The organism is Celeribacter neptunius (genome assembly GCF_900113955.1).
Lineage (GTDB): Bacteria > Pseudomonadota > Alphaproteobacteria > Rhodobacterales > Rhodobacteraceae > Celeribacter > Celeribacter neptunius.
Genome location: NZ_FORH01000002.1, coordinates 416,190 through 442,793, shown reverse-complemented (window position 1 = coordinate 442,793; position 26,604 = coordinate 416,190). Strand labels below are relative to the sequence as shown.

Annotated in this window: 24 protein-coding genes and 2 tRNA genes; 9 read left to right on the top strand and 17 right to left on the bottom strand. The window is 59.2% G+C overall.

All coding sequences use genetic code 11. The annotated features are described in order from the left end of the window. Window positions 1-31: 31 nt before the first annotated feature. A complete protein-coding gene (locus BM151_RS08260) occupies window positions 32-1,741 on the bottom strand; it encodes a bifunctional helix-turn-helix transcriptional regulator/alpha/beta hydrolase (protein ID WP_090059908.1) in 1,710 nt (569 codons plus the stop codon). Window positions 1,742-2,017: 276 nt separating this feature from the next. Next, a complete protein-coding gene (gene cobS / locus BM151_RS08255) occupies window positions 2,018-2,770 on the bottom strand; it encodes an adenosylcobinamide-GDP ribazoletransferase (protein WP_090059906.1) in 753 nt (250 codons plus the stop codon). Window positions 2,771-2,867: 97 nt separating this feature from the next. Between cobS and cobT the strand changes: the two genes are divergently transcribed. Next, window positions 2,868-3,872, top strand: coding sequence for a nicotinate-nucleotide--dimethylbenzimidazole phosphoribosyltransferase (cobT, locus tag BM151_RS08250; protein ID WP_090059904.1), 1,005 nt, complete (start codon window positions 2,868-2,870; stop codon window positions 3,870-3,872). Between the two features lie 29 nt (window positions 3,873-3,901). Here the strand turns inward: cobT and BM151_RS08245 are convergent, their stop codons facing one another. The 3 genes from BM151_RS08245 to BM151_RS08235 all read right to left on the bottom strand — a co-directional run bounded on the left by BM151_RS08245 (window position 3,902) and on the right by BM151_RS08235 (window position 10,276). Beyond that, the gene (locus BM151_RS08245) at window positions 3,902-5,788 is read right to left on the bottom strand and encodes a monovalent cation:proton antiporter-2 (CPA2) family protein (RefSeq protein ID WP_090059902.1); all 1,887 of its coding nucleotides are present in this window, start codon (window positions 5,786-5,788) and stop codon (window positions 3,902-3,904) included. 203 nt (window positions 5,789-5,991) lie between these two features. Beyond that, entirely contained in the window at window positions 5,992-9,117 is a 3,126-nt protein-coding gene (locus BM151_RS08240) for a hypothetical protein (protein WP_090059899.1), read from the bottom strand. Window positions 9,118-9,271: 154 nt separating this feature from the next. Beyond that, window positions 9,272-10,276: a hypothetical protein gene (locus BM151_RS08235; RefSeq protein ID WP_090059897.1), complete on the bottom strand. Its 1,005-nt coding sequence runs from the start codon at window positions 10,274-10,276 to the stop codon at window positions 9,272-9,274. Between the two features lie 122 nt (window positions 10,277-10,398). On the opposite strand from BM151_RS08235, the gene BM151_RS08230 reads away from it, so the two are divergent. Further along, window positions 10,399-10,836, top strand: a complete 438-nt coding sequence (locus BM151_RS08230; protein WP_090059895.1) for a hypothetical protein — start codon at window positions 10,399-10,401, stop codon at window positions 10,834-10,836. Between the two features lie 21 nt (window positions 10,837-10,857). On the opposite strand, the gene BM151_RS08225 is transcribed toward BM151_RS08230, so the two are convergent. Then, complete coding sequence (locus BM151_RS08225; RefSeq protein ID WP_090059892.1) at window positions 10,858-11,592, bottom strand: dienelactone hydrolase family protein; 735 nt, start codon at window positions 11,590-11,592, stop codon at window positions 10,858-10,860. Window positions 11,593-11,705: 113 nt separating this feature from the next. Continuing rightward, window positions 11,706-11,789, bottom strand: a tRNA-Tyr gene (locus BM151_RS21610). Window positions 11,790-12,392: 603 nt separating this feature from the next. Here BM151_RS21610 and BM151_RS08220 point away from each other — a divergent pair. From BM151_RS08220 to qatD, 4 genes are read left to right on the top strand one after another with little or no spacing between them, the layout of a single operon-like run. Next, complete coding sequence (locus BM151_RS08220) at window positions 12,393-14,150, top strand: KAP family P-loop NTPase fold protein (RefSeq protein ID WP_090059890.1); 1,758 nt, start codon at window positions 12,393-12,395, stop codon at window positions 14,148-14,150. A gap of 2 nt (window positions 14,151-14,152) precedes the next feature. Then, complete coding sequence (locus BM151_RS21605; RefSeq protein ID WP_177213066.1) at window positions 14,153-14,911, top strand: type 1 periplasmic-binding domain-containing protein; 759 nt, start codon at window positions 14,153-14,155, stop codon at window positions 14,909-14,911. Beyond that, window positions 14,877-16,220, top strand: a complete 1,344-nt coding sequence (qatC, locus tag BM151_RS08210) for a Qat anti-phage system QueC-like protein QatC (RefSeq protein WP_177213065.1) — start codon at window positions 14,877-14,879, stop codon at window positions 16,218-16,220. The genes BM151_RS21605 and qatC overlap by 35 nt, the downstream gene beginning before the upstream one ends. Before the next feature lie 9 nt (window positions 16,221-16,229). Continuing rightward, window positions 16,230-16,943 (top strand): Qat anti-phage system TatD family nuclease QatD, encoded by a 714-nt coding sequence (qatD, locus tag BM151_RS08205; RefSeq protein WP_090059884.1) that lies wholly within the window; start codon window positions 16,230-16,232, stop codon window positions 16,941-16,943. Window positions 16,944-17,242: 299 nt separating this feature from the next. Here the strand turns inward: qatD and BM151_RS08200 are convergent, their stop codons facing one another. The 4 genes from BM151_RS08200 to BM151_RS21600 all read right to left on the bottom strand — a co-directional run bounded on the left by BM151_RS08200 (window position 17,243) and on the right by BM151_RS21600 (window position 21,070). Further along, entirely contained in the window at window positions 17,243-17,791 is a 549-nt protein-coding gene (locus BM151_RS08200) for a recombinase family protein (RefSeq protein WP_090059882.1), read from the bottom strand. Between the two features lie 1,225 nt (window positions 17,792-19,016). After that, on the bottom strand, window positions 19,017-19,358 hold the full coding sequence (locus BM151_RS08195; RefSeq protein ID WP_090059880.1) for a hypothetical protein: 342 nt from the start codon (window positions 19,356-19,358) through the stop codon (window positions 19,017-19,019). A gap of 242 nt (window positions 19,359-19,600) precedes the next feature. After that, a complete protein-coding gene (locus BM151_RS08190) occupies window positions 19,601-20,932 on the bottom strand; it encodes a DUF6538 domain-containing protein (RefSeq protein ID WP_090059878.1) in 1,332 nt (443 codons plus the stop codon). Between the two features lie 54 nt (window positions 20,933-20,986). Beyond that, a tRNA-Tyr gene (locus tag BM151_RS21600) sits at window positions 20,987-21,070 on the bottom strand. Between the two features lie 155 nt (window positions 21,071-21,225). Between BM151_RS21600 and rlmB the strand changes: the two genes are divergently transcribed. Beyond that, entirely contained in the window at window positions 21,226-22,023 is a 798-nt protein-coding gene (rlmB, locus tag BM151_RS08185; RefSeq protein ID WP_090059876.1) for a 23S rRNA (guanosine(2251)-2'-O)-methyltransferase RlmB, read from the top strand. Window positions 22,024-22,343: 320 nt separating this feature from the next. After that, window positions 22,344-22,775 carry a CoA-binding protein gene (locus tag BM151_RS08180; RefSeq protein WP_090060127.1) on the top strand — a complete coding sequence of 144 codons (432 nt, stop codon included), beginning with the start codon at window positions 22,344-22,346 and terminating at the stop codon, window positions 22,773-22,775. Window positions 22,776-23,050: 275 nt separating this feature from the next. On the opposite strand, the gene BM151_RS08175 is transcribed toward BM151_RS08180, so the two are convergent. The 6 genes from BM151_RS08175 to hisA all read right to left on the bottom strand — a co-directional run bounded on the left by BM151_RS08175 (window position 23,051) and on the right by hisA (window position 26,055). Then, the gene (locus BM151_RS08175) at window positions 23,051-23,362 is read right to left on the bottom strand and encodes a phosphoribosyl-ATP diphosphatase (protein WP_090059874.1); all 312 of its coding nucleotides are present in this window, start codon (window positions 23,360-23,362) and stop codon (window positions 23,051-23,053) included. 24 nt (window positions 23,363-23,386) lie between these two features. Beyond that, window positions 23,387-24,184, bottom strand: a complete 798-nt coding sequence (gene hisF, locus BM151_RS08170; protein ID WP_090059872.1) for an imidazole glycerol phosphate synthase subunit HisF — start codon at window positions 24,182-24,184, stop codon at window positions 23,387-23,389. Window positions 24,185-24,258: 74 nt separating this feature from the next. Next, window positions 24,259-24,522, bottom strand: coding sequence for a hypothetical protein (locus BM151_RS08165; protein ID WP_090059870.1), 264 nt, complete (start codon window positions 24,520-24,522; stop codon window positions 24,259-24,261). Next, the gene (locus BM151_RS08160) at window positions 24,519-24,971 is read right to left on the bottom strand and encodes a DUF2867 domain-containing protein (protein WP_090059868.1); all 453 of its coding nucleotides are present in this window, start codon (window positions 24,969-24,971) and stop codon (window positions 24,519-24,521) included. Before BM151_RS08160 ends, BM151_RS08165 begins: the two co-directional genes overlap by 4 nt. Window positions 24,972-25,051: 80 nt before the next feature. Then, window positions 25,052-25,336, bottom strand: coding sequence for a hypothetical protein (locus BM151_RS08155; protein WP_090059866.1), 285 nt, complete (start codon window positions 25,334-25,336; stop codon window positions 25,052-25,054). Continuing rightward, a complete protein-coding gene (gene hisA, locus BM151_RS08150; RefSeq protein ID WP_090059864.1) occupies window positions 25,333-26,055 on the bottom strand; it encodes a 1-(5-phosphoribosyl)-5-[(5-phosphoribosylamino)methylideneamino]imidazole-4-carboxamide isomerase in 723 nt (240 codons plus the stop codon). The genes BM151_RS08155 and hisA overlap by 4 nt, the downstream gene beginning before the upstream one ends. 153 nt (window positions 26,056-26,208) lie before the next feature. Between hisA and BM151_RS08145 the strand changes: the two genes are divergently transcribed. Further along, window positions 26,209-26,595 carry a DUF2147 domain-containing protein gene (locus BM151_RS08145; protein ID WP_090059862.1) on the top strand — a complete coding sequence of 129 codons (387 nt, stop codon included), beginning with the start codon at window positions 26,209-26,211 and terminating at the stop codon, window positions 26,593-26,595. The last annotated feature ends 9 nt before the right edge of the window (window positions 26,596-26,604 follow it).

The following is a 26,604-nucleotide window of genomic DNA, read 5'->3' as shown; positions in this document are numbered from 1 at the left end:
GTCAGAGTGATGACCGGGCATCGCCCGCTGATCAGGCCAGCCGATCGAGCAGCTCGAGCGCCTTTTGCCAATGACGAAAGAACACGAAGCGTCCGCCATCCTCACAGAGGTGAAGCGTGACCTCCGGATAGTCTCGCATATGTTCTGCCAGCATCTCGGGCGGGACTTCGGTATCCTCGCGGCCCTGAATGATCTGAACCGGCACATGCCGCACCAGCGCCTGCAGATCCGCGCGCCAGTCCCGCGTCATCTGTTCGATCGTGGTGCGGGTGAAGATATCGGCGGCATTGTGTTCTTTCGAAAGCGTGTAATGCGTGCCCTCGAACAGCGCTTCGCGGGTTTCAGGATCATCGAGGAGCGCCAGATCGCCGGGGGCATCGGCGAAGATATTGTGCATGAACGCGTCCTTGCCGGCCCTGAGCGCGAGGGCAAACCCGGCCTTGACCAGAAAGGGCAGAAGCCGCGGCGTGTTGCGCGCGGTGGCGAGGATCATCCGGTGCCATTTGTCCATGCAGCGGATCTGCTTGGCCTCGGTGATCGGAAAGATCGCGGCACAGCTGATGAGGCCGGTGATGCGCTCGGGAAACAGCGCCGCAAAGCGCGCCACCATCATCAGATCGACCCCCATGGTCAGATGCGGGCAGGGCGGCAGCGCCAGATGGTCCATCAGATCGGCGATATCGCGGGCGTAGTGATCGGACAGGAGGCCGCGCAGGGGCGGCATGTCGGAGCTGCCATAGCCACCGCGCAGGGGCAGGATCACCCGCAGCCCGAGCGTCCGGGCCCGGGCCTCGGCGGTGGGCGACCAGCGGGTGAACCCATAGTCCATTGGCCAGACCACCACCGGCCGTCCCTCCGGCGCGCCGAAGTCACGATAGCTCATCCGCCGCCCGTCGCGCAGGGTGAGGCGGTGCCACTGCACCTGCTGGAGCGGGGCGCCGGTGCCGATGCGATTGCGGCGCGCGGTCGGCCCGGTGGCCATATGCATCATCATCAAAACGATGCGGATCAACTCGGCTTGCGAGCGGGTGTCGGTCTTGCCAAGAATGGTTTTGACCTGGGTGCGAATGGTGTCGACCGAGCGGCCGCGGGCCTTGGCGATTTCCTGAATATTCTCGGAGTTGATCAACCGGCGGATCACTTCGGTCTCGGTCGGGGTGAGGCCAAAGGCCGAGGCGAGCACGGTCTCGAACCCCTCGGGCCAGATCAGATCCGAGGACAGGATCAGCACCACCCGCCCGGCCTTGGGCAGCTGTTCGACATGCAGTTGCAACAGCACCGGGCGGGGCCGATCGTGATGCTGCAATTCCAGCAGGGACTCATTGGCATCGGCGATGGCGTCGCCCGGTAGGAGGCGTTTCTTGATCAGCGCCAGAAGCGCGGCGCGGGTGGTCTCCGGCAAACGCGCGCGGCTGAGCGGCGCGCCCGGCGCGATGCCAAACAGCTGTTCGGCTGGCCCGTTGACCGCCAGAACCTCGAGCCGGGCGTTGACCAGGAGTGCGGTGGATTGCGAAAACCGGCCCATCAGCGTCGCGACCTCATCGGTGGTCTTCTGCGGGTGCCCGCGGTCCAGAATCTCTTCGGCGCGGATGAAATGGGTCAGCAACAGATGTTCGGGCAGCGCCGGCTCCGCGGCCATGGGCGTGTTCTCCCGATCCATATGCGGCAAAAGCCGGGCGTAGCACTCGGGAGAGAGCGCGACGTCATAGATCGCGGACAGGATATCGTCCGGAGGAGGCATACGGGTCTCGTTCACAATGCGCCTCGAGAGAACAGCTTTGGTCAGGGTGCGTTGGCCAAAAGGGTCGCTCGACAAAACGCCTCAGGGAAGCATTTTTTGATCGCATGGGAAAACCTGTCGGATTTTCCCCGTAAAAAAGTAGGGTATCCCACACCTCACCCGCGTGGCTTTGCCACAAAACTAATCACGGCGGAGCGGGCTGACCCGTTTTGGTTGTGCGGCACGGTGCTGTCTGATCGCGACCTGAACGGAGGCCGATCGTGGGGGAGCCGGGTCTCAGGCCAAGGTGGCAAGGACTGTCAAGGCGACAATTTCCCCGAGCTGTTGTGTCGCGCCCAGAACATCGCCGGTCTGACCGCCGATCTTTACCTGTGCAATCCGGGAGGTGATGAAGCCCGTAAGGGTCACCGCCGAGGCCGCGACCACGGTGGGCACGAAACCGACCAGAAGCCAGCTCAGGAAAAACGCCAGAACCCCGCCGAGGCTCGCCGCATCGCGCGGCGGCCGTCCGGTCTTCACCGACAGCCCGTCTGAGCGCGCCGGCGGCATCAGTGCCATGAGATAGGCCATGGGCGCGCGCGACAGCACGGCGGCGGCGATCACCGCGGTGACGATCAGATCCTCATGTGCCAGCGTCGTGAGCGCCGTCGCCCGCAGGATCAGCGACAGGCCAAGCGCGATCACCCCGTAGGAGCCGATCCGGCTGTCGCGCATGATCTCGAGCCGTCGCACCTTGTCGAACCCGCCCCAGAACCCGTCGGCGCAGTCTGCCAGCCCGTCCTCATGCAGTGCGCCGGTGACGATCACCGCCGCGGCGAGGGTGAAGCCTGCGATCAGCGCGGCCCCGAGACCGAGCCAGCCGGCGATTGTTGCCACCGCGCCGGCCACCAACCCGACCGCGACACCGGCCAGTGGAAAGGCCCAGGCGGCCTCCGCCGTGCGTGTGAAGCCGGCCCGGACCGGAATACGGGTCAGGAGCGCCAGAGCGGTGGCGATATCTGCGGAGTGCGGGGTGAAACGGCGGCGCATCGCGGCCTCCTGTTGTCCGTCCGGGTTTTCGCCTGTTCCTAGGCGCAGGACCGGGATAAAACCCCGAGGACACAAATACAATGAGGGAGCGGTGGCGATGGCTTTTTCCGACATGAACGGGTTTGCAGAGATGTTGAAAGCGGCGCCGGGGCCAGATGCGGCGGCGCGCGCGGGCGCAGAGGCGCGCAATGCGCAATTGACCAAACCGGCAGGCTCGCTCGGACGTCTCGAAGAGATTGCCATCTGGTATGCCGCCTGGCGTGGCGAGGCCCGCCCTCGCATCAGCCATCCGCAGGTGGCGATCTTTGCCGGCAACCACGGTGTGACCGCACGTGGTGTCTCGGCCTTTCCGGCCGAGGTGACGGTGCAGATGGTGGCGAATTTCGAACATGGTGGTGCGGCGATCAATCAGCTCGCCCGCAACGCAGGGGCCGAGATGTCGGTGCATGCGCTCGACCTTGACCGCCCGACCGCAGATTTCACCGAAAGCCCGGCGATGAGCGAGGCGGACTGCGTGGCCGCGCTCAAGTCCGGCTGGGACGCGGTGAACGCGGAGACGGATCTGCTGGTCGTCGGCGAAATGGGCATCGGCAATACCACTTCGGCGGCGGCGATTGCCCATGCGCTCTATGGCGGTTCGGCTGCCGATTGGGTCGGGCGCGGCACCGGCGTCGACGATGCCGGTCTGAAGATCAAGGAAGAGGTCTGCGCCGCGGGCGTCGCGCGCCATGGCGGCAAGGCACCGCTCGAGATCCTCGCATCCCTGGGCGGGCGCGAAGTCGCGGCCATGGCCGGGGCCATCGCCCGGGCGCGGCATCTGCGCATTCCGGTCATTCTCGACGGGTTCATCTGCTGTGCCGCCGCCGCCACTCTGGAGAAGGCCGTGCCCGGTGCGCTCGATCACTGTCTTGCCGGACATGCCTCCGCCGAGGCCGCCCACGGTGCGCTGCTTGGGGCACTGGGCAAGGAGCCGCTGGTGTCGATGGGGCTGCGTCTGGGCGAAGGCTCCGGCGCCGGGTTGGTGATCCCGCTGGTCAAAGGCGCGGTGGCCTGCCTGTCGGGCATGGCAACCTTCGCCGAAGCCGGCGTGTCCGACGGTTGAGACCGGGGGAAAGCGGGCAGGCGCGCGGCTCAGGCCGCGTCGCCCTTTTGCCGTTTGCGTTCCAGCTCGGTGACCAGAGCCGCCTCGAATTCCTTGTCGAGCGCTTGTGAGCGCGCGACATAGGCGCGGTTTTCCGACACCGGAACCTTCGGGTCCCACAATTCGGCCAGCGTTCGCATGGCGACCCGGTCATGCTGATAATAGGCCTGTTCGGTGACCGAGGCGTCATATTCGGAAAAGCCCATCTGCTCGAGAACATAGCGCCCGGCGCGCAGCGAGCTGTCGAACATTTCGCGGACGATCTTGTCGGCGCCGGCATTGTAGAGCTCATAGACATGGATGCGGTCGCGGGCGCGCACGATGATGAAGAGATCGGGCCGGAGTTGCCGGGCGTATTTCACCAGCCGTGTTGCCGCTGCCGGATCGTCCAGGGCGACCACCAGAATGCGTGCGGTTTCGATCCCGGCGGCATGCAGAAGCTCGGGCCGGGTCGGGTCGCCGAAGAAACCCTTGAAACCGAATTTGCGCATCAGCTGGATGGTTTTCAGATCGTGGTCGAGAACCGTGGTGCGAAAACCCGAGGCCTGTACCAGCCGGTTGACCACCTGACCGAACCGCCCGATCCCGGCGATGATGATCGCCTGCTGATCGTCGATGTCGTCATGCGGTGTCTCGTCCAGGCGCTCCGATAGCTTGGCGCGGAGATAGTCCTGCAGCATGAAGAACAGCGGAGTGAACAGTAGCGACAGGGCGATGACCAGAAGCACGCGTTCGCCGAGATAGGGCGTCAGCACGCCTTGTTGCAGCGAGAACGTCGTGAGCACCATGCCGAATTCCCCGGCCTGGGCCAAGGAGAGGGCAAACAGCCATTGTCCGCGTTTGCGCAGTTTGAACAGCCGTCCGATGGCAAAGAGGATCAGCCCCTTGGTGATCATCAGGGCAATGGTGAGCGCAATGATCGTCACCGGGTCGCGGAACAGCACGGTGAAATTGATCCCGGCGCCGACGGCGATGAAAAACAGCCCCAGAAGCAGCCCCTTGAAGGGCTCGATCGAGCTTTCCAACTCATGCCGGAATTCCGAGTTGGCCAGCACCACGCCGGCCAGAAACGTGCCAAGCGCCGGCGACAGGCCCACCGCATTCATCAAAAGCGCGATGCCGATCACGATCAGAAGCGCCACGGCGGTGTAAATCTCGCGCAGGTTGGCGGCGTGGATATAGCGAAACAGCGGTCGGGTGAGGAACACCCCGGCGAGGATGATCGCGGCGACCGCGCCGAGTGTGACGAGGGTGACGCCCCAGCCCGGCAGGCCGGCGACCAGCGAGGCGCCATGCGCGCCCTCTTTCGCCAGATCGGAGGCCCGGCTGATCGATCCGTCGGGATTGATCGACAGTCGCGAACTGGTCGCCAGAAGCGGCATCAGCGCCAGCATCGGGATGACGGCAATGTCCTGGGTCAGCAGCACCGAAAACGCCGCGCGGCCGCCGCCGGTATGGATGAGATGTTTTTCCGACAGGGTCTGCAACACCACGGCGGTCGAGGAAAGGGACAGAATCATGCCGAGCGCCAGCCCTTCCTGCCAACTGAGCCCGGCGGCCGTGGCCGCCCCGGTGATCGCCGCCCCGGTCAGAAGGATTTGCAACCCGCCCATGCCCAGAAGCTTGTGCCGCATCTCCCAGAGCCCGCGCGGATCGAGCTCCAGCCCGATCAGGAACAGCATCATCACCACGCCGAACTCGGCGAAATGTAACAGATTGGCGCTGTCCGAGGAATGCACCAGCCCGAGCAGCGGTCCGATCACCATGCCGGCCAGAAGATAGCCGAGAACCGAGCCAAGCCCGAGCCGCCGCGCCAGGGGGACGGCCACGACGATCGCCAACAGATAGATGAGGGCCTGGGCCAAGAGGCCTTGCATATGTCTCTCCTTCGCTCAGCGGTGGCGGCTTGCGGCCGCGATCAGGAACGGGCTCCTCCGCCGAAGGCGGAACCTGCGTCATTTCAAGATGGTAAAGGGATCTCCGGCGTGAACAAGAGAGGAGCGGTGTTTTCCGGAGCCTTGGCACATGTTTTGTGCCTTGCCCGGTCGCAGGGCGGGCCGGGCGGAAGACCGCGGGCGGTTCAGCCTTCGATTTCGAGGGTGATGGCGCGGCCGCGTTTGAGATAGGTGAGCGTGTCGGAGCCGATCGATTGCACCCGGCCGCCGTCGAGCTGATCGCCGACCTTCACCTTGGCGAACCGGCCGGAGGGCAGGCGGACGAGTGCCCGGCGATCAGAGTTCGATCCGTAAACACCCATCAGGTTGAGCCTGCGCAGGTTGATCACATTCTGGCTGGTCGCGGCTTGCGCAACATTGGCTGGGGCGTTTCTCGGCAACGCGGTTTCCGGCACCCGTGCGGTGACCTGAGTCGCGGCCGATGTCCGGGTCGTGCCGGCATCGGCGGCGGCGGCCGCAGCCGCTTCGGCCGCGCGGGCGGCGGCGGCGAGCTTTTCGATATTGGCGGGACGCGGTGTCGGCCGCAGAGAGACCATGACCACCGGTGCGGTGCGCGCCGCTTCGTTTTCGCCGGCGTAACGGGCTTCCTCCTCGGCCAGTTCCTGAGCCGAGGCCGGGCGCGGCAGTGGCCGGAACGCCGCCAGCTCGGCCCGGGTCATGCCCCCGAGATTGGCCTTTTCATTGCTCTCGATCAGCCCGTCGGGGCGCAGGTTCGGCCGGAACCCGGCGAGCGCCAGCCGGGTCGGATCGTTTTCATCCACGGCGGCGGGGGCAAGCGCGGCTTCCACCGCGGCATTCACCGAAGAGCCGGGCCGGGCCGCCGGGGTCACCGAGGGGCGGCCGGCATAGACCACCGTGCCGTCCGGGGTCAGCGTGCCCTCGGGCGTGGCGCGCACGAAGCCGTCCTCGTCATAGTCATAGCGCGTCCCCGGTGGGGCCGGCGGCAGGGCGGCGCGCGGGGTACTGTCGCCCAGATGGCGAGCCGGATCGGGCAGGGCGCCGGCATCCTGCGAGGCGATGACCGGATCGATCGAGGCGCTGTAGAGTGCGTTGAGATCGTCTTCGACGCTCTCGCCCGTGCCGTTTTCCGGCGCCAGAGGCCAGATGCCGGTGGCGGCATAGGTCGCCTCGAGCGCCTCGCGATCGATCTCCGGCTGATCGTTGAGATTGCCGGGGGGCGCCGGCACGGCGGTTTGCGCCACGAGCTCAGGCGTGGGCTCGGCCTCAGGTTCCAGCCCCGTTTCCTGCGCCTGAACCATGTCTTCTTCCGCGGCGAGATCGGCCTCGGCCAGGTCGTCCGCGGCCTCCTCGGCGGTGCTCACCTCTGTCGGGGCTTCGGCCTCTGCGATCTCGGTGGCGATTTCGGTGCTCGGCGCAGAGGAGGCCGCGGTCGCGTCCGTGACGCGTTGCGCGCTTTCGGGAGCGGCGCCGGAGCTGGTCTCCGGTGCCGTTTCGGGGCTGCGCCCGAGCAGGAGGCCGGCCAGAAGCAACACGAGGATCAAGCCACCGGTCAGGACCAGCCCGAGATAGCGCGGCTTGCCCGTTCCGCCGCGGGCCCGGCGGCGGGCGCCGAAAATGGTCAGGGCTTCGGCCTCGTCGCGGGTGTTCTCCACCCGGTCGAGCCCGGCGGCACGATCCGAGAGGGGCTGAATTTCTTCACCTGCGGTCGGCAGGGCGGCAGATGCCAGATCGACCGGATCGCTGGTCGCCTTGGCGGATGCCGGTCCCGCCTCCGGAGGCATTTGAGGGGCAGTCAGCCTGGGCAGCCGGGCGCGTTTCGCAGTGGCGGGCTTTGCGATTTCTGCTTTTGCGGTTTCGGGCTTTGCTGTTGCGGGCGCCGCCGCCTCGGCGGCTGTCTCGGGGGCCGGCTTGTCGCGTTTCGAGCCGCTGCGGGCAGAGAGAGATTTCAACGCTCCGAGGGCGCGGCTGCCCTTCCCCGGTTTCGATGTCCCCAGTTTCGATGCTTCCTGCTGCGCGACGCGTTTCGCGGCCACCGGTGCGGTGGGCATCGGCGGCGGTTCTGGCAGAGGATCTGCGCGCAGCCGCGGGGCTTTCGGTTTCGGCGCCTCTTCGGTCTCGGGCAGGAGCGGTACATCGCCGGCGGTGACGGCGGCATGCGGGTGCTCGACCGCATCGGAGGTGGTCTTCTGATCCGCACCCGTTTGGATCGGCGTTTCGGCGCGGTCTTCTGCCTGGTCTTCCGCCTGCGGGGCCTGAGCGGCTTCGGCGGCCGAGGCGTTGGAAAGAAGGACCCGGGAAGGGCGGTCTTTCAGGCGCGATTCCGAAGGGGTCTCCGTGTCAGTGTCAGTGTCAGTGTCAGTGTCGGAGCGCGTCGCGACCGCACGCCGGGAGGAAAACCCGGAGGCCTGCGCCGTGGCGGGGTCCTCCGCCTCCATCTCCGGTTCGGCCGGCGTTTCGGAAGCGGTCTCGCCGGTCTCTTCTGAGACCTTTTCCGTGATCTCCTCGGCGACCTCTGCCGCAGTCTCTGCGGTTTCTGCCGGGGACTTCGCTTTCGTCTTCGTCGGTGCCGGCTGATCCGCGAGGATTTCGGGGGACGGGGCTTTTGCGGTCTCCGCATCGAGGCTCTCTTCGACGGCGGGTGCGAGCGTCTCCGGTTGAGACCCCGCTGCGGTTTCCATCGTGTCGGGGACCGGGACCGGCTCCGGGCTCGCCGGGGGCTCCGCTGCGACCGGTTCCGGCGGCAGGGGCCGTTGCGGCAGGATCTGCAGCGCCTCGGTGTCGGGGTCGATTTTCGTGCCGGCACCGATCAGCCGGTCGGCGGCCTTGGCGCGGCCGAAAAACGGCTCGCCGGTAAAGCTTCCGGCCTCCGGAAGCGCCACGAGAGAGACCGGGTTGAACCGGTGTTCCGTGGCAAAACTTTCCGCTTCCTCAAGGGTTTCGCGGGCAATCACCGCGACCTGCAAGGTCGCGCCGTCGCTGCTGCTGTCCCAGATCAGCTCATCGAGCGTGTAGGGGGTCGCCCCCTCCAGATCGCTGCGAATGGCGGCGTCACGCCCGGCCGGTCCGGGATCGGGCAGGCTGCGATAGAGGATCTGGCTGTTCGGAATGACCAGTTTCGTGGCCAGCCCGGCGGTCGAGACCGAGGTGGCGCGCTCTCTGAGCTGTGCCAGCGCGTCGCTCATATCGGGCGCGTCCAAAGCCACTTCGCCCATGACATGCCATCCCGCAGAGGCGCGATGCAAAAGCGTGATCCCGTCATGGCTCAGGTTCAGGGCGAAATTCGGTTTCATTTCCGTGTGCTGGCTTGGTCTGCTCGTCTTGGTCGGGCCACCCTAACGCAGCTTTCGGGGTGTGCAAAGTGAAACCCTCGCCACCGACCCGTGGCACGCTGTCCGGGTGGCGAAACCTTGCCGGTTTTTGGCGCTTGCGCGCTTCGGCGCTGGCTCAACGCATCCACAACCCGGCCTTTTTGATCCTGTTGCGGATCATCTTTTCGCGCCGGGGCAGGTGATCGCGATCGAACATGTCGCGAATGCGCTGACCTTTCGGCTGATAGACCAGCCTCTTGATCGGGTCGTATTTCTTCAGCACCTTCTTGATCCAATTCGGCGCGGCGACCTCGCGCAGCACCTCGACCACGCGGTCCCCCTCGCGTGCGAACAAGAGCGGAAAAGTGCGGTAGTGGCAGGAGATCTCGCCATCGAGCGTGTCTTCCGGAAGGGTGCGCCGGGCGCCGCCAAAGGAATGGATCACCAGCGGCAGGGCAACCTGATCGAGCCAGGGATCAAAGGTCTGAAGCGCAGCCGCCTCTGGCGGGTTGTCGCGGATCTCGAGCGCATACTCCAGGAACCGCTGACCGAATTTGCGCGGGCATTCAAAGAAGAAGAACCCGGCGTTGAAATAGAGATAGCGTTTCCAGTATTCGTCCGGCTGCGACAGATCGAGCGTGCTCTCGAAATCGAGGCCGAACCGATCGTAGAGCGATTTCCAGATCTCGGCATAGCCCGGACCGTAAAGCTCGATCTCCGGCCATGTACCCTCGACCTTGAGCGAGGCGCAGGGTCTGGAGAAATCGAAGGGCACTTTCGAGAGCGGCCCGGTGATCAGCGTGTCGCTGTCGAAAAACACGAAAGGCTCGCCCTCGGGCAGGGCCAGAAGGGCTTCGATCTTGTTGCCATAGGGGTAGCTCTGGCCGAAATGCCGGCTCTCAAACGGCAGGATCTCGGCCCCCAGACGTTTGAAGGCCGCCAGCAGATCCGCCTGTTTCATCCGCGGGTCGCCGTGCCATTTCGGGCCCGGCTGCGGTTCGGCGATAAACAGCCGGCCTTTGAAATCCGGGTCCTTGGCGCGCAATGAGGCGGCGAAGAGCAGCGCCTCATACATCAGGCGCCCGTCCTGTCCGATGATGAGAATGTTGAATGGGACAGGATTTTCGGGCTTACTGGTCATACGGAGGGCCAACTCTGTTGGTTTGGGAATACGGGTGTCACGCGGAACATTTGCCCCGACTATAGGGCTGTTCATCTTCGACCAAAAGACGTGAATTCCCGTGCAGTTAAAAGGATTTTTTTATGGGACGAGTAAAATCCAGCCGGCGCTCATACCTCTTGGGGCTTGTCGCGCTCTCAGCTCTGGCCATGCCGGCATCCGCGGAAAATTTCACCACGGCGGCGGAGGTCAAGCCGATCCTCACCGCGACCAAGCCGCAATGGGTCGCGGTGCGCCTCTATGACGGCAAGGATCTTTTGTATTTCACCAATCTCCTGAGCTGGCGTTGCGGCCTCTCGGGTATTCAATATGCGGTGAATGGCGGCGAGATGACGGTGTTCGAGCCCGAGCCCTGTTACGAGAACACGGCGACCCCCAATGCGCTCAAGGCCGAGAGCCTCGATGCGATTCTGGTCAGCTTCCCGCCCGAGACGGTGCGGACCATCGATGTCAGTGTGACCTTCGATGATGGTTCCACCGAGGCGGCGCATTACGAGCGCAAGGCGGTGGAGATCCAGTGATCGCCGTGCCGGGCGCGGCTTTCAGCGTAACACCTCGGCCAGGAAATCCACCATGGCGCGCCAGCTGCGCGCGGTGGCCTTGACGTCAAAGCCGAAGCCGGGCTGCGCCCCGGGTTTCGCCGCCGGGTTGGTGAACGCGTGGCCGGTGTGACCATAGGCGTGGAGTTGCCAGCGTGCGCCGCGCTCGGTCATCTCCTGACCGAAGGCCAGAACACTTTCGGGGCGGGCCAGCGGATCGTCCCAGCCATGCAGCGCCAGCACCTCGGCGGGGATTTTCACATCCGGGGCGGTCTCGGCCCGGTCGAGAATGCCGTGAAAGGACACGACGCCTTTGATGTCGACGCCCTGGCGCGCCAGATCCAACACGGCCTTGCCACCGAAACAATAGCCGATCCCGGCAATGAGATCTTCATTGACCAGTTCCTGCGTCGCGAGTGCCTTGAACGCGGCTTCCATCCGCGCGGCCAATGTGGCGCGATCCTTGTCGAGCCTGTCCTTGGCGGCATGAGCCTCGGCCGGATCATCGGTGGTCCAGCCCTGGCCATAATAGTCCACGGCAAAGCCGACATAGCCCAGGGCGGCGAGTTCCTGCGCGCGCTGTTCCTCGAACATCTTGCGGCCGCTGAAGGCATGGGCGACCAGCACGCCGGGGCGGGGACCATCGAGGGCATCGTCCCAATGCAGGCTGCCGATGAATGGGCCGCCCGTATCGCCATTGAGGCCGTCGTAACGGATTTCCTTGCGTTGCAATGCCATGGCGTTCTCCCTTGATCGTTTGCGCATAGTCTGGGGCAATCGCGGGGAGTTGCAAGGGCTGAAACGAGAGCGCTCTCTGTCCGCCTGCTGCCTATGTCATCATGAGGGAGAAGTGGTGGGCGACCCTGGAATCGAACCAGGCATGAGTCTCCTCGGCGGAGTTACAGTCCGCTGCCGCACCTTGCAGCCCGTCGCCCACTTTCCTGATTTTATTCAGGAATTTGACATTTCCCAATTCACCTAAAGGCTTACCCTAGGTTGCTTAGAATTGGCTGAATACTGTAAGGGTAAAACGCCAGTCAACCCTTACACTACCCTTACAACTTCTTCGGCGATCGTATTGGGTGAAGTTTGGTGGCGTTTGATCTGATAGCGGTAGCGATACGCTGCCACTTGGGGCACTCATAGCAGGGCGATACAGGCAACCTGAGCGGTTGTGCCAAGGCCCGAGCGCGTTTGCTTTTTTCTAAAGAGCCAAAGGCAAGAAGGATGCGATGCTTCGGAGGTAGGCTCGTCCACAAATTTAAGCATTCAAAAAGTTGTTGTGTGCGCTTGTTGATTTTCGGCCCAAACCGGACCTTGCTGGTGTCGTCAAGTGCTACGCCGCAGCTTTCCTAAAGCAGCCACTGACACCAGTTCACCTGAGACATCTTTTTTGCGATCCGTACACACATGTAGCCTAGGTCTCCTGGAGGGGCTATTGATACATCTCCTCAGAAATAACTGCATCTCACAATATTCCCACTTTCATAGGCACACTTTTTAAGCGAACGTTCGGAGAGTTTAAAAAAGGTATTTCCATGTGGTCCGACAACGAAACTGACATCGATTATTTGAACCATTCTGAAGTCGCCGAAATGATCTGCGACATGATCTCAGATGATACGTTGCTACCATTATCCGTTGGGGTTTACGGCGGATGGGGTGTTGGAAAGTCCAGCATCTTACAGTTGGTAAACAAACGTCTTACCGACGATGGGAATACAATCGTAATCGAGTTCGACGCATGGTTGTACCAAGGTTTTGATGAAGCAAAATCGGCCTTAATGACCGTTATTTCTCAAGCCCTGATAACGGAAGCGCCCGAAGACCTGAAAGAGAAAGCAAAAGGGCTTTTCCGACGAGTGAACAAACTCAGACTCCTAGGTCTTGGCGCAGAAGCAGGGATGGCTGCTCTCGGTTTGCCCACGTTCGGTTTTGTGTCAAAGGCTATTGAATCTGGCGGTGATGCAATTGCCGGCAAAGGAGACGCGGAGGATTTAATAGCCATTCAGGATGGCGTAGATACGGCAACCGGGAAGTTGAAAGGACTGATTGATCCCAAAGAGGTTCAATCTCCGCCAGAAGAAATCGCCGCATTTAAGGCAGAGTTTTCGGCTCTGTTGGAAGGCCTAGATAAACGTTTGGTTGTCTTTGTAGATAACCTTGACCGCTGCCTTCCGAAAACTGCAATCGAAAACCTCGAGGCAATGCGACTGTTCCTTTCCCTCCCGAACACCGCATTCGTCGTTGCCGCAGATGTAGATATGGTTCGTCACGCTGTCGCCACCCATTTTTCGGGAGTCTCGAAGAAGCATGTCGAAGACTATCTGGATAAACTGGTCCAATTCCCCGTGGCTGTTCCGAGGCTTGGCCTACAAGAAGTGCAAGCTTTCCTTTGTATGTTGGTCTTATCTCGCTCCTCGGCTGTGAATGCAGCAGCTTTGGAAAGTGCCCGCACTTACTTGCTGGAGACAATTCAAAACTCTTGGTCAGAAAGCGGACGGTTCTCGCTGGATGAACTGTCTAAGATAGTTTCTGCGAACGCAGATCTGAAAACGCAGCTCGAAAACGTCCTGCGAATAGCACCAACGCTTGCTCAATCAAAAGCGGTCTTAGGGAACCCTCGGATAATTAAGAGGATGATGAACACCGTTCGTATGCGTCATGGTCTTGCTAAAAGACGAAAGATGAACTTGGACGAGGCTGTGATCGCAAAAATTTCGCTGTTCGAAAGGTGTACAAGCGACCGAGCTTTCGGTGATCTGCTAAAGATGGTGAATGCTTCTCCGAAAGGAAAGGTCAAGAAACTTTCATCAACCGACTTGGAAAAGATTGGAACATCCACAACTGGATTTCCTGAGAGTTGGCATGACCACAAAGAATTTATCGCCGAGTGGGGACAGTTATCTCCAGAGCTTTCAAAAGTAGACTTGCGCGCGGCAGTTTACTTGGCACGGGAAACTTTACCCCTTCAAATTACGAATGCGACCCTTTCCCCAGAAACGATCAAGGCAATTGCAGCGCTTCTCCAGATTTCCACCCGAGTATCTAAGGCTGCGGGGACTGCAATAGATACAATACCGTTGGACGAAAGGTCGGCGGCGATGAGTGAGCTAATCAATACACTGCGCCAAGACGGTGATTGGTCTCGCAAGCGGGCAGATGTCAACGGCGCTGTCATTCTTGCAACCAAGCACCCGGAAACAAAAGATGATCTGTTGCGCTTCCTATCAAGTGTTCAACAGCCTGCGGCATGGCTCAGAAGCCTGATCGAGACATTGCAGAAAGGAGGTTAATGATGGGAACTTCTGCATCTTCCAAAGGCGGTCGTGGCCGCAATCCATTGGTTCCTGACTGGGCAGACGATCAACCTGGAGCTCCAATTCCTCCATCTGATCCCAACCGATACCGATCCTTTCGAAAAAGCTTTGGTGACTATGTTTCTGGTGGCGGCGGAAAAGCCCCTCTTCAGAAATCTTTAGGTAAATTCGCACGGCAAGCTTCGGGAGGAGCTGCTGTTGGCCCGAGACGTCTTGGTCAAGTTATTACAGCAGGTGGCGCATTCGGGGAAACCCTGAAAGCAATTGCCGATGGCAACGACGTCACAGGACTTGATCCCGATCGCTACACAGGCAAAACAGTAGATCAATTTGCCCAAGCTATCGCTGAACACGTAAGTGGGGATAGTCCGGACGCCGACGCCATCAACGTGGCAGTTCAGGAAGCTATTGAACATGTGCTTGATTTTGATGCCAACTTTGACCCGAACTCGCTAACCGACGATAACATTACACAAATCATGATTGAATACCTCGCCCAGTCGATATTTCAGATAATTGTCAATGAAGCGGGAAATTCGTGGAACCGATCTGATGATGTGGTGACGACCGCCAAATGTGAGACTGAGATTTTGGACCTGACAAGAGAGCATGTTGAGCAGTCATTTGCATCACAAGTGCAGCAAGCGGGCATCAAACTTGGCTCAGATGCAGTCGAAAGATACATGCGCACAGCAGCTCGACATGTTTGGCAAACTTGGGAGCGCTTTGATGACTAAGTGCATTCTTCACTTTCAAACCGAAGAAATCTCGCCAACTGTGACCATTGCGGACAACTCCCGCATAGTCAGGCTATATGGAACTTGCCACAACATTGATAAGGCAGGCTACATTGGCAAAACCCTACCTGACAGGGTCGAACGTTTGGGGGCACCGACCAGCACTACCGCGTTCGATTTTCTCACGATTTCGATGGCGGTCACTGCTGCAGATACTTTCTTCCGCAGAGAAGATGTTTCTGACAATGGTTGGGCGCGAGATTTCGATCTACATGTTCCTGTTGTGCAGCCAGACAAATGGACAGCGGCAAGACCGTTGCTACAGAGAATCCTGAACTTCCTGACAGGCGATCACTGGCAGTTTACGTTTCTACAGAATGGCCCTCCCAAACCAAACGCCATTGGTGGCCGACTTAGAAAAAAGTCAAATTTGCTGAGCGTTGATAGTGTTTGTTTGTACTCGGGCGGTTTGGACAGTTGGCTCGGCGCAAAAAATCTGATTGCAAACGGAAACAACCCCATCCTAGTCAGTCACTCTTATCCTCAAGACTCGCAACGACAGAACTATCTGTATGATCGCTTGGGGCAACCACTTCAGCGGTTTGCTTTCAACGCAAGCCCAAGGCAATCTGGCAGTTCAAACGACACAACAATGCGAGGCAGAAGCTTCAATTTTCTGGCAATGGCGGCCGTATGTGCGGATGCTGTGGCCGAGCTCAACGGGCTAGGTAATGTACCTTTATACATACCGGAAAATGGCTTTATTGCTTTGAATGCACCTTTAACACCACGACGGATAGGGTCGCATAGTACTCGTACAGCCCATCCAAACTATTTGTCGCAGATGCAAGAGTTGTTTTCACGCGTCGGCATCAAAGCGATTATCGAAAACCCTTTCTGGACCATGACCAAAGGCGAAATGATGGTCGCCGCATCTCTAAGCGCGAGTGATCAGCGATACGCCAGCCAAACCGTGTCCTGTGGTAAGTGGAAACGAAAGAGTGAGCAATGTGGTCGCTGTATACCTTGTCTCATCCGAAGGGCTTCTTTCCTCAAAGCGGGTATTGCCGACAACACACCGTATACCTATTCAATACCGCAAAACTTCGCTGAGTATGATGGCACTAAGAAAGACGACCTGATGGCAGTGGTAAGGGCTGCCCAACCAAAGTCAAAGAAACAACGTCTAAAAAATGCACTGAAATCCGGCCCTCTTCCAATCGATGTCGCCGAGCGAGACCAATGGCTCGCCGTCTACGAGCGCGGTCTTAAGGAACTCGGTGATTTTCTCAAAAGCCAAGGCATCTAGTGTGATACTGTGATCGATTTTCATTGCCACCTCGATTTGATGGAAGACCGGACCAGTACCATTCAGGAACTGGAGGCTGCACAAGTTTACGTGTTATCAGTGACGACCATTCCTAAGGCGTATCCGAAGACATCCCGGTTGGTGAAAAAGGATAGTCGAATTAGAACCGCTCTCGGCTATCACCCACAGCTTGTTGGTGAACGACCCAACGAGATGCCGCTGTTTGAAAGATTACTTCGGGAAACCCGATATGTCGGTGAAGTCGGCTTAGACGGGGGGAAAGAGTTTGTTGGTTCGAAAGAAGCTCAGGCCAAGGTTTTCGCTGAGATTCTTTCATTATGCCGAACTGAAAGAACCAAAATCATCTCCATTCACAGTCGCCATGCTGCGGATGCAGTGCTTGATAAAATTGAAGAGCATCCTGGTTGTGGTATTCCAGTTCTACATTGGTTCACGGGAAGCCGTGCTGAACTGGAGCGAGCGATCAAACTTGGATGCTGGTTCTCAGTGGGTGCGCCAATGCTGCGAAGTGCGAAAGGTAAAGCTGCCGTATCTTTGATGCCAAGAGAGCGTATCTTGACTGAAACCGATGCACCGTTTGCAAGCAACGATGTACTTTCATCATTGAGCAAGGCAACTCGTGGACTTTCGAACGTTTGGCGCATGGATACCGCAGAGACAAAAAATACCTTGAAATCAAATCTGGCAAGATTGGTCGGCTAAACAAAGCCGCAAGCTACCATTGGAAGAACGTAAAAATAGTGTTGGTGCGTGTTTGGTGATTGGCTGCTTTTGGTCATGCATGTTGACCCTGTTGTATGCGCAGCGAATGGCAGCTTCCCGCCCATCGTTCCATTCCGCAACGCAGTAGTAGTTAGCCATCCCTTCGGGGTTTCATGCTTCCAAACAAATTCGTCCATCAAGGCGTTCTGTCTATGGGGCGAATTCTGCAGTCGTTGTCAGAGAGGGCGACGCAATAGCTTTCTGCCACGCCCCCTCGGATTGCTCTCCCTCGATTGCTGTTAGGACATATTGGTAACCCGATAAACAGACCTCTCAGAGATACCCAGTGCCTCTGCGATAGCTCGCTTGGTCATGCCCTCTGAGAGCATCCTGTGGACCTGTGGAGCCATGCGCTGGGCGGTGGGGGCTCGCCCTTTGTACTTCCCCTCCCTCTGGGCTTTCGCGATCCCTTCTTTCTGACGCTCCAGCATCATCTCGCGTTCAAACTGCGCCACAGAGGCCAAGACGTTTAGCATGAGCTTGCCTGTGGCGTTGGATGTGTCCAATCCGAGATCGAGAATGCGAAGTCCGACCTTCTTGGCCTCCAAGGTCTCTACGATCTCTCCGAGGTGTCTCACGGAGCGGGCCAAACGATCCAATTTGGTGACAATGAGGCTGTCGTCTTCTCGAAGGTACTCCAGAGCCTCAGAGAGGCCCGTACGGCGGCCTACAGAGCTTGTTTGTTCCTCCCATACCCTTTCGCACCCGATGGCCATCAGTGACTCTCTCTGAGCCTCCAAGCCTGCGATCTGTTCCAATGTCGATGTGCGTGCGTAGCCGATGAGCATAGCTGCCCTCCTAATCTGCCAATGATGTCTATGAGTTTGCGGCAGTGGGTCTGCCAAAAGGCGGAGACCACTCCATAGTCCGGCTATCGCACCATGCGCTGGGCATGACACAGGACCAAGGTCTATTGGCAGAGATGTAAGGCCAAGAGATCACGGAGTTTTTTTGGCATTCAAAGGGGGGCGGGGGTGTTTGAAAGGCACTTCAAAAAAGATGGGGTTTATTATTATGTATTATTGAGTTTTGATTGAATTTTTGCTGGCCAAAGAGGTGAGCTTTCTAACTATGAACCAAAGGGCACTTTCATGTGGCGCACATATCTGCCTTTGGTCGAGCGTTAGCTTATATCCCCTAAACCGACATAATAGAGTGGACTACCAAGCCTTTGCGTCTGTGATCGAGCATATCCAGAGAAGTCAAATCACTCAGTGTCGAGGTCTTGGAAACGGTCCATGCTTTGATGTCTTGGCTTAGACCGAGTCTAAAGGAGATCGGGGTGTAATTGCCTTTGAGTATATGAATTTTAGATGTTCATGATTGGGGTAGAACATCGTTGGTTTCGAAGGAAGATGGTTCCATAGACCGACACACCTTTAGCTCGGTCTATGGTGGTTCAAGCACAATGAGCATCTCTCGCAGGTTCGCACAAGGTTACTCAGCGTTATTACATATGGTGAAGACGCTTTGCTCTTAAACGGAGGCTTGAACGCCTTTGATCCAGGTCTTGTAGCTTATTCCGAAACGTTCACTGCAATGAGCACTTACAAGTTGAGAGATGGTTCGATGTGCGGCAGGGCATTTGCGCCAGAACAGATTTGGCTCTTCTCGGTTGGCACGTAGCAACTTGGGCATTCCAAGGATTGTTCGTACCTTGGGTATGTTATTAGCTGCACAGTCGAGAAGCGTGTCTAGAAATGCGGAGCGGTCCGATGGGGGCATCGTGTAGTACATCTCAGCCCATCGAAGGGCCTTATCGAAAATTTCTACATTTTCTCGCCACTTTTGATGACTATTTGTGGAATTGATTGGTGATTTCTCCCGAATTTCTCTTTGGCTCGATAGTTTTCTGCACTTTGGAGTGCAAAATTTTTGATTGCGACGCGTTGTGACAAACGACCCTCGGCAATACGGGCATGTTTTCCGATTTTTGGACAATGAATTGGTCTCCGACTGAGTGAGAAAAAAGCCCCGGAGCGAGTGCGCCGAGGCCATGATTGCTTTGATCAGTTACCGGGTCTGCTGACTCGCCCACTCTCGATAAGCTCTTCTCATCATGGTTGGATGTGGCGTGTAGTAGTCGCAAAGGTGGGATATGCGGAGGGCTTCGAGTAGCTCGTCTTTATGGTCACGATGCAACCGATAGATATATGCTGCGTCACTACGAAAATTGGGCGGGATCGCCGCGATTTGAGGATGATTTTTCTGCAGGCTCCAACCCTCAAGTTTCGTTGAGGTGTAGTCTTCGCCGTGTGCGGTCATAAAGCTTCCCAAAACCAAGGTTTCAGTGCTGGTGTAGGGATAGGACTTATTGCCGTTGCCGATTTTTTTTACGGCTTGATCGATGTCCATTTTGGGGCTCCATATAATGAAGGGCCGCCTTCGAAGCTGACGAAGACGGCGGGTTGGTTTTTGGCGCGAATACCTAAGTTCTGGGGGTCTTCGGGCCGAGCTCATTTGAGGGGAAACAACCAATGTGTGAGCATAGCGAATGGTTGGTCCCTTCTTTAGCGAACCATTATCGTTACATTTTTAGCCTCGCGGACGAGGGGAGAGCCAAGGGGGGGGGGCATCATCCTATGAGATTTCGTTGGTTAGAATCTCTGGGTCTCAAGGCGACGCTGTGGTAATTTTTGGTCGTACTCGAGCCTCTCTTCATGGTGTATGCGCTTGGAAATGGTTGCGAACGGATAGGAGCCTAGCAACTCTCCTCCCTGCTCGTTGTAGAGCGAGGTAAAGGTAGACTTGATGATCTCACTGAGGTCACCGTGTTTGGCGTAAACGGACAGACCTATGTCTTCGCTATTGGAATGGCCCACGACCAAATTTCTGGCTTCTTTGGGAACAGACGCGTTGATAAGGGCGGAGATGGCTGCTCGTCGGAACGAATGCATGTCCCATTCGTTGCAGGTGGGAAATTTCTTGCGAGCACTTTCGAGGGCTTTGCCGATATAGTGTGTAAGGGAGCGATCATACCCTCCCCGCTGAATTCTAGGGAATAGGACGTCACAATTTTCCTTGCAGGATGGCACAGCTTCCTGCGAGCGCCTCACAGCCTCTCGGATGAGCTCACAGTCGCTTTCCCCTACGAGCATGACAACCCGGTTACCCGCTTCGGTCTTCGCATCCCTGATATTCAGCCGGATGTGATCCTTGTGGTCCACAATGTCTTTCAAGTGAAGCTTTGCGATTTCTCCAAGTCTGCATCCGGTGGTCCAAAGTAGCCGCACAGTCGCGAACATTTCGAATTGATACTTCAGGCGAGAATTCGTGGCGATATATCTGAGAAGGTCTTCTGCCTCATCGCGGGTAACGGGGCGGAGGGTTTTGCGCCTTGGGTCGGCTTTCTTCTTTTGACCTGCCATGCGCCTAAGCAAAGAAGAAAATGGGTTCTTCATATCGCTATCTACGAGCCCCCAATGCTCAAGGACACGCCAATACGATGCTAGACAGATTTGATGGGTGGCAAGGGTTCGGTGCGATAGAGAAGTACCCGTACGCTGCGAGGGTGTGGTCCTAAGGTGATCAATGTATTCTAGCGCCATTGCCCGATTGATCTTGGTTACCTCGGTGTTCTCAGAGAACTTTTCGAAGCGTTCTAGGATGCGCTGATAGCGGTGGCGTGTCGCTTGTTTGAGGCCGTCACTCTCCGCGAGCCATTTGTGTGCCGTTGCCTTCACAGTGTGATTGGCTTGGAGCCGTTTGGGTTGCGCTGGGCGAAGCTCATGTTTCCCAAAGAGGGAGGCCTTTATTTCTCTCTGGACTTCTGGGCTTTTCTCAAGGGCTTCGCTCAGTTCAGATGTTCCGAGAGAACGAACGATTTCCTTCTTACCGACGAGCTGTTGCAATTCCTTTGGCACGGAAAACCGCAGAGCATAGGTGTTGCCGCGTTTGAAGATGCCTTTGGGAAGCGTTGTACGGGCCATATTTTCTCATCTCCCTTACATTGGAGTGAGTAAGCCCTTGATTTTATTGAGAAGTGGTGGGCGACCCTGGAATCGAACCAGGCATGAGTCTCCTCGGCGGAGTTACAGTCCGCTGCCGCACCTTGCAGCCCGTCGCCCACTTTCCGCGATTGTCGTGTCATTGACACGTCCGTTTCGCGTTGTGTGGGCGGTGGATACATTTGAGCGCCGGGGGCGTCAACAGGAAAATTGCTTGTCCTTCGAGATTGCCTGCGCCAAGAAGGGTCAGCCTTTCAATCCGGGACATCTGAGCCATGAAAAAACCCAAATGGGTCGTCGAAAAAGAGCAAGCCAAACGCAAAGCCGCGCAGGAGACCGTGTGGCTCTTTGGTCTGCATGCAGTGCGCGATGCGCTCAGAAACCCGGCACGCGAGAAGCTGCGGCTTCTGGTGACCAAGAATGCCCAGGCGAAACTGGCTGAGGATATCGCCGCTGCGGGCATGGCGTTCGAAGAGATCGATCCGCGCAAATTCCATGATCCGCGCAATCACGGCGTGCCGGTCGATCCGGCCTCGGTGCATCAGGGCGCGCTTCTGGAAGTGAAGCCCCTGAAATGGGGCTCTGTGGAAGAGGTCTGTCTGGCGGCGGGCGAGGGGGCGCCCACGGTGGTGGTGCTCGATCAGGTCACCGATCCGCATAATGTCGGCGCCATTCTGCGCTCCGCCGAGGTGTTCGGCGCCGAGGCGGTGATCGCCACCGCGCGTCACGCGGCCCCCGAGACCGGGGCGCTGGCCAAGACCGCCTCGGGCGCGCTCGAACGCCAGCCCTACCTGCGGGTGCGCAACCTTGCCGACACGATCGTTCAGCTGCAAGGGCTGGGCTTCACCTGTCTCGGGCTCGATGGCGAGGCCGAGGACACGATCGACACCGCGATGGCGGCGCTCGCCGGTCGCCCGGTGGCGCTGGTCATGGGCGCCGAGGGGCCGGGCTTGCGGCAAAAGACCAAGGAGACGGTCGACAAGCTGGTGAAAATCGAGTTCGCCCGCGATTTCGGCTCGCTCAACGTCTCGAATGCCGCCGCCGTCGCCCTATATGCAGCGTCGAGGCGCTGAGCCTCTCGCGCAGCGCAGCTTCGGCGCAGGTTCACCCTCCGTTCACATTTTCCTGACCGCCCCTTTCAATCCGGCAGGGCGCACCTATCTATGATTGTGAGACGCGCAGTTTGGAACACGCGCGTTGCTCTCACTGTCCCTCGTTCCAAAACTTTGCCCGGGCTTTTTGCCCGGGCTTTTTTCTGGCCGCCCGATCTGTCCGTCAGCGACCGGCGCAGGGGCGGGCGGGGCCGTGCCGCAGAGCGGCGAAACAGGCGCGTTACAATGAATTTCGTATGAAATTCATCGCGAAAGCCGGTGAATCGCGCTATGGTTTGGCCATGCAACATGTAGATCATCTCTCCGACGCCGATATCATCCGCATCCTTCAGGACACCAAGGTGATTGCCCTCGTGGGCGCCTCGCCACGCCCCGAACGCCCGTCGCATCAGGTCGGGCAATTCATGGCCGCGCGTGGCGTCAAGGTGATCGGGGTCAACCCCGGTCAGGCGGGCAGGGAGCTCTTTGGTCAGACCTGTGTCGCCAGGCTCTCCGACATCACCGAGCCGGTCGATATGGTCGATATCTTTCGCCGCGCCGATGAGATCGAACATGTGGTCGACGAGGCGCTGCATGCCTTGAAAGGCCTCAAATACGTCTGGATGCAGCTCGATATCGTCAACGAGAAAGCCGCCGCGCTGGCCCGTGCCCAGGGCGCAGAAGTGGTGATGGACCGCTGCCCGGCGATCGAGATCCCAAGGTTGGGGCTTTGAGGCGGCGCTTGCAGTAAATGGCGGGTTTGAGGCCCTTGGAGACGTTGGCGTTCTTGGCGCGGAACAAGGCGAAGCCGCCGCGCCTGCGCCTGCCTGTCCTCGCAGGCTGGCGCATTGTCACCCGCGCGCAAGAGATTGAACTTCCACGGGTTTGGCAGAGATAAAGCGTAGACCTCTTAGATCGAAGCGCCATCCTACAGGCAGGCTTGTCACGGCTCAGCACCAAGAAGGCCAGCGTTCCCTTCGTCCCGGAAAGCGGCCATTTGCCTGCGGCCTCAGCCGCGCGACGCCTTCTCCGCAATCCCCGACAGGCCCTGACGCCGGGCCAGCTCATTAAGCACATCATCCAATGCCACATCGCGCGCGGCCAACATGACCAGCATGTGATAGAGCACATCGGCGGCCTCATAGGTGAGGTTGTCGCGGTCGTTCTTCACCGCCGCGATGATCGCCTCGACCGCTTCTTCACCGAATTTCTCGGCGCATTTCTCCGGGCCTTTGGCCAGAAGCTTCGCGGTCCAGCTGCTTTCCGGATCGGCGTCTTTGCGGGACAGGATCACCTGTTCGAGTTCGTGCAAAACGGACATGGGCGGCTCCTCAGTTTAGACGCATTAATTTAGGCGCATGGGGATGCCTTTGGAGGCCATGTATTCCTTGGCCTCCTGAATGGTGTAATCCCCGAAATGGAAAATGGAGGCGGCGAGAACCGCGCTGGCGTGGCCTTTGGTGACACCTTCGACGAGATGGTCAAGATTGCCGACCCCGCCGGAGGCGATGACCGGGATGTTCACCGCATCGGCAATCGTGCGCGTCATCTCGAGATTGAAGCCCGCGCGCGTGCCATCGCGATCCATCGAGGTCAGAAGGATCTCGCCCGCGCCCTTCTTCTCGATCAGCCTGGCGAATTCGACGGCATCGATCGGATGGCCTTCGGCATCGAGCGCAGCCTTGCGCCCGCCATGGGTGAAGATCGCCCATTTCACCGGTGTGCCGTCCTCGTCCCATTCGATGGTTTTGGCATCGATGGCACAGACGATGCATTGACTGCCAAAGTGATCGGCGGCGCGTGCGATCACGTCCGGGTCGGCCACGGCGGCGGAATTGAAGGAGACCTTATCGGCCCCCGCCAGCAGGAGATTGCGCACATCCTCGGTCGTGCGCACGCCGCCGCCGATGGTCAGCGGCATGAAACATTGCTCGGCGGTCCGCGTCGCCAGATCATACATCGTGCCGCGGTTCTCATGCGTTGCATGGATGTCCAGAAAACACAGCTCGTCGGCGCCGGCGGCATCATAGGCGCGTGCGCTCTCGACCGGGTCGCCCGCGTCAATGAGATCGACGAAGTTGACGCCTTTCACCACGCGGCCATCGGCCACGTCGAGGCAGGGGATGATGCGGGTCTTGAGCATGGGCGCGCCTTTTGGTTGGCCTCGGGGAACAGCGACTTATTGCGACTTACTGCGCCCGCGCGGCTGATGCAACATCAGGAGGTGCCGCGACGGGCCAACCAGAGGCGCAGGACGCCGGCAATCAGGGCGAGCGGGCTCAGAAGAAGCGTGACAAACACCGGTGCGAAACCGAAATAGAGCGCCACGCCCCATTCCTTCCCGGCGATTTTGCACGACAGCGGTTCGAACATATCATTGACCAGACCGCAGCCTGTGAGGAGGCTTAACAGCCCCGAGATCAGAGCCGTCACGATGGGCAAGGCCCAGAGGAAGAGAAAGATCGAAAGCGCGCGTTTCACGAGGCGCGCGCGATCCGGCGCATGGCGTCACGGGTGATCAGCCGGTGAAACGGCATGACCAGCATGAGATAGGCCCGCCCCAGCACATTGTTGCGATGTACCCATGTGGCCATATGCACCCGCCCCGCGTCCTGGCGCAGGCAGATCCGGAAATTCAGATGCCGGTCATCCGTGCCGAGGATCAGCTCGTCTGCCCCTTCATACTCCACCGGAAAAATCGCGCCGTCGCCCGTATCGGTGCTTTCCGTTTTCAGGCCAAGTGGTTTCACAAGTGTGTTGCGCAGGCGCAAAAGCGCATCGGCCCAGCCGGGCATGGTGAGGCCGATGTCGGCCGCTTCGCGCGGGGAAAGCAGGCTCTCCACCGCATAACCATCGATGAAATCGCCGTCGGAGACCTTGCCCCAGAGCCGGGATTGTTGGGGAAGCGGCGTGTGGGAAACCTGTGCCATCGAAAAACCTGTGCGCTATGTTAACTCTCTTCACTTAGAGACAGTCGGGCGACAAAGGGAAGGGCAAAGATGTCGCAGGGTCAGCTTTTGCGACGACGCAACCGGGCGCGCAGCATGAGGGTCAGCATCACGACCGACAAGAGCCCGGCCAGGGGCAGGGTGAACAGCATGAGCCAGCCGGAGAGAAATGCGGTGCCAAGTGTGGTGCCCCAATCATGGCCGTTCACGACACAGGGATAGATGCCGGCCTCGTCGAGCCGGCAGCCGTGCCGCGCGGCAAACCCGTCGGCCCAGAACACCGCAACCATCGGCGAGAGGCAGAGCGCGATACCGAGGGAGAGGAGGGCGTACCAGCGCCGTCTCACCCTTTCATCACCTTGAGCGCCTCTTTCAGGTCAATCGCACCGTCATAGAGTGCCCGGCCGGAAATGGCGCCATTCAAAGGCGCGCCACAGCCTTTGAGATTCTCGAGGTCTTTGATCGAGGAGACGCCGCCGGAGGCGATCACCGGGATTGACACGGCATTGGCGAGTGCTGCGGTTTCTTCCACGTTCGGCCCCTGCATCGCGCCATCGCGGTTGATGTCGGTGTAGATGATCGCCGAAACACCTGCGTCTTCAAAGGACTTCGCCAGATCGGTGGCGTTCACATTGGTCTCTTCGGCCCAGCCCTTGGTCGCGACCATGCCTTTGCGCGCATCAATGCCGACGGCGACATGGCCCGGAAAGGCACGCGCCGCCTCGCGCACCAGATCGGGGTTCTCCACCGCCACGGTGCCGAGGATCACGCGCTCGAGCCCTTTCGAGAGCCACATCTCGATCGTTGCCATGTCGCGAATGCCGCCGCCCAGCTGCGCCGGCACCTTGCATTGTTTGAGGATTTCCTCGACCGGGGTGGCGTTGACCGGCTCACCGGCAAAGGCGCCGTTCAGGTCCACCAGATGCAGCCATTCACAGCCCGCTTCGACGAATTCCAATGCCTGCGCCGCCGGGTTCTCGTTGAACACGGTCGCCTTTTCCATCTCGCCTTTGTAGAGGCGCACGGCATGGCCGTCTTTCAGGTCGATGGCGGGATAGAGGATCATGGCGCTCGGGCTCCTGTCGTGAAGTCAATGCGCTCCCTTTGGCATGATTATGGGGCAAATGCAAAACCCGCTTTGGTGAAAAGTGCCGTTGCGTTAAACTTGCCTCAAATCGGGGCTTGGCCTCAGGATGTGCCCATTCAGGGAGGAACTGGAATGAAGAAACTCGCTTTGGCCGCTATGACGGCCCTGACCATGGCCGCGCCGGCCTTTGCCGCCGATCCGGTGATCGGGACCTGGAAGACCCAGGTTGACGATGGCCATTATGCTCATATCAAGATCGCCGCCTGTGGCGCGCAGATCTGTGGCACGATCGCCAAGGCCTTCGACGCCAATGGTCCGGTGCAATCTGAAAATGTCGGCAAGCCGATCGTCTGGGACATGGTGCCCCAGGGCGGAGGCTCCTACAAACAGGGCAAGATCTGGCAGCCCTCGACCGGCAAGGTCTACAATTCGAAGATGAGTCTGACGGGCAATAGCCTGAAGGTTTCCGGCTGTGTCGGACCGATCTGCAAGGGGCAGACCTGGACCCGGTTGCAGTAAGCACGCGCG

Coding starts and splice junctions, on each gene's coding strand:
- hisA (WP_090059864.1), bottom strand. CDS start 26,055: ATGATCCTCTATCCCGCCATCGACCTGAAAGACGGCCATGCCGTGCGC.
- BM151_RS08190 (WP_090059878.1), bottom strand. CDS start 20,932: ATGGCCCGTACAACGCTTCCCAAAGGCATCTTCAAACGCGGCAACACC.
- BM151_RS08200 (WP_090059882.1), bottom strand. CDS start 17,791: ATGCTCATCGGCTACGCACGCACATCGACATTGGAACAGATCGCAGGC.
- BM151_RS08225 (WP_090059892.1), bottom strand. CDS start 11,592: ATGGCATTGCAACGCAAGGAAATCCGTTACGACGGCCTCAATGGCGAT.
- hisF (WP_090059872.1), bottom strand. CDS start 24,184: ATGCTCAAGACCCGCATCATCCCCTGCCTCGACGTGGCCGATGGCCGC.
- BM151_RS08260 (WP_090059908.1), bottom strand. CDS start 1,741: ATGCCTCCTCCGGACGATATCCTGTCCGCGATCTATGACGTCGCGCTC.
- BM151_RS08220 (WP_090059890.1), top strand. CDS start 12,393: ATGTGGTCCGACAACGAAACTGACATCGATTATTTGAACCATTCTGAA.
- BM151_RS21605 (WP_177213066.1), top strand. CDS start 14,153: ATGGGAACTTCTGCATCTTCCAAAGGCGGTCGTGGCCGCAATCCATTG.
- BM151_RS08175 (WP_090059874.1), bottom strand. CDS start 23,362: ATGTCCGTTTTGCACGAACTCGAACAGGTGATCCTGTCCCGCAAAGAC.
- BM151_RS08160 (WP_090059868.1), bottom strand. CDS start 24,971: ATGGCACAGGTTTCCCACACGCCGCTTCCCCAACAATCCCGGCTCTGG.
- cobT (WP_090059904.1), top strand. CDS start 2,868: ATGGCTTTTTCCGACATGAACGGGTTTGCAGAGATGTTGAAAGCGGCG.
- BM151_RS08230 (WP_090059895.1), top strand. CDS start 10,399: ATGGGACGAGTAAAATCCAGCCGGCGCTCATACCTCTTGGGGCTTGTC.
- cobS (WP_090059906.1), bottom strand. CDS start 2,770: ATGCGCCGCCGTTTCACCCCGCACTCCGCAGATATCGCCACCGCTCTG.
- BM151_RS08180 (WP_090060127.1), top strand. CDS start 22,344: ATGCAACATGTAGATCATCTCTCCGACGCCGATATCATCCGCATCCTT.
- BM151_RS08145 (WP_090059862.1), top strand. CDS start 26,209: ATGAAGAAACTCGCTTTGGCCGCTATGACGGCCCTGACCATGGCCGCG.
- rlmB (WP_090059876.1), top strand. CDS start 21,226: ATGAAAAAACCCAAATGGGTCGTCGAAAAAGAGCAAGCCAAACGCAAA.
- qatC (WP_177213065.1), top strand. CDS start 14,877: ATGTTTGGCAAACTTGGGAGCGCTTTGATGACTAAGTGCATTCTTCAC.
- BM151_RS08240 (WP_090059899.1), bottom strand. CDS start 9,117: ATGAAACCGAATTTCGCCCTGAACCTGAGCCATGACGGGATCACGCTT.
- BM151_RS08195 (WP_090059880.1), bottom strand. CDS start 19,358: ATGGACATCGATCAAGCCGTAAAAAAAATCGGCAACGGCAATAAGTCC.
- BM151_RS08235 (WP_090059897.1), bottom strand. CDS start 10,276: ATGACCAGTAAGCCCGAAAATCCTGTCCCATTCAACATTCTCATCATC.
- BM151_RS08245 (WP_090059902.1), bottom strand. CDS start 5,788: ATGCAAGGCCTCTTGGCCCAGGCCCTCATCTATCTGTTGGCGATCGTC.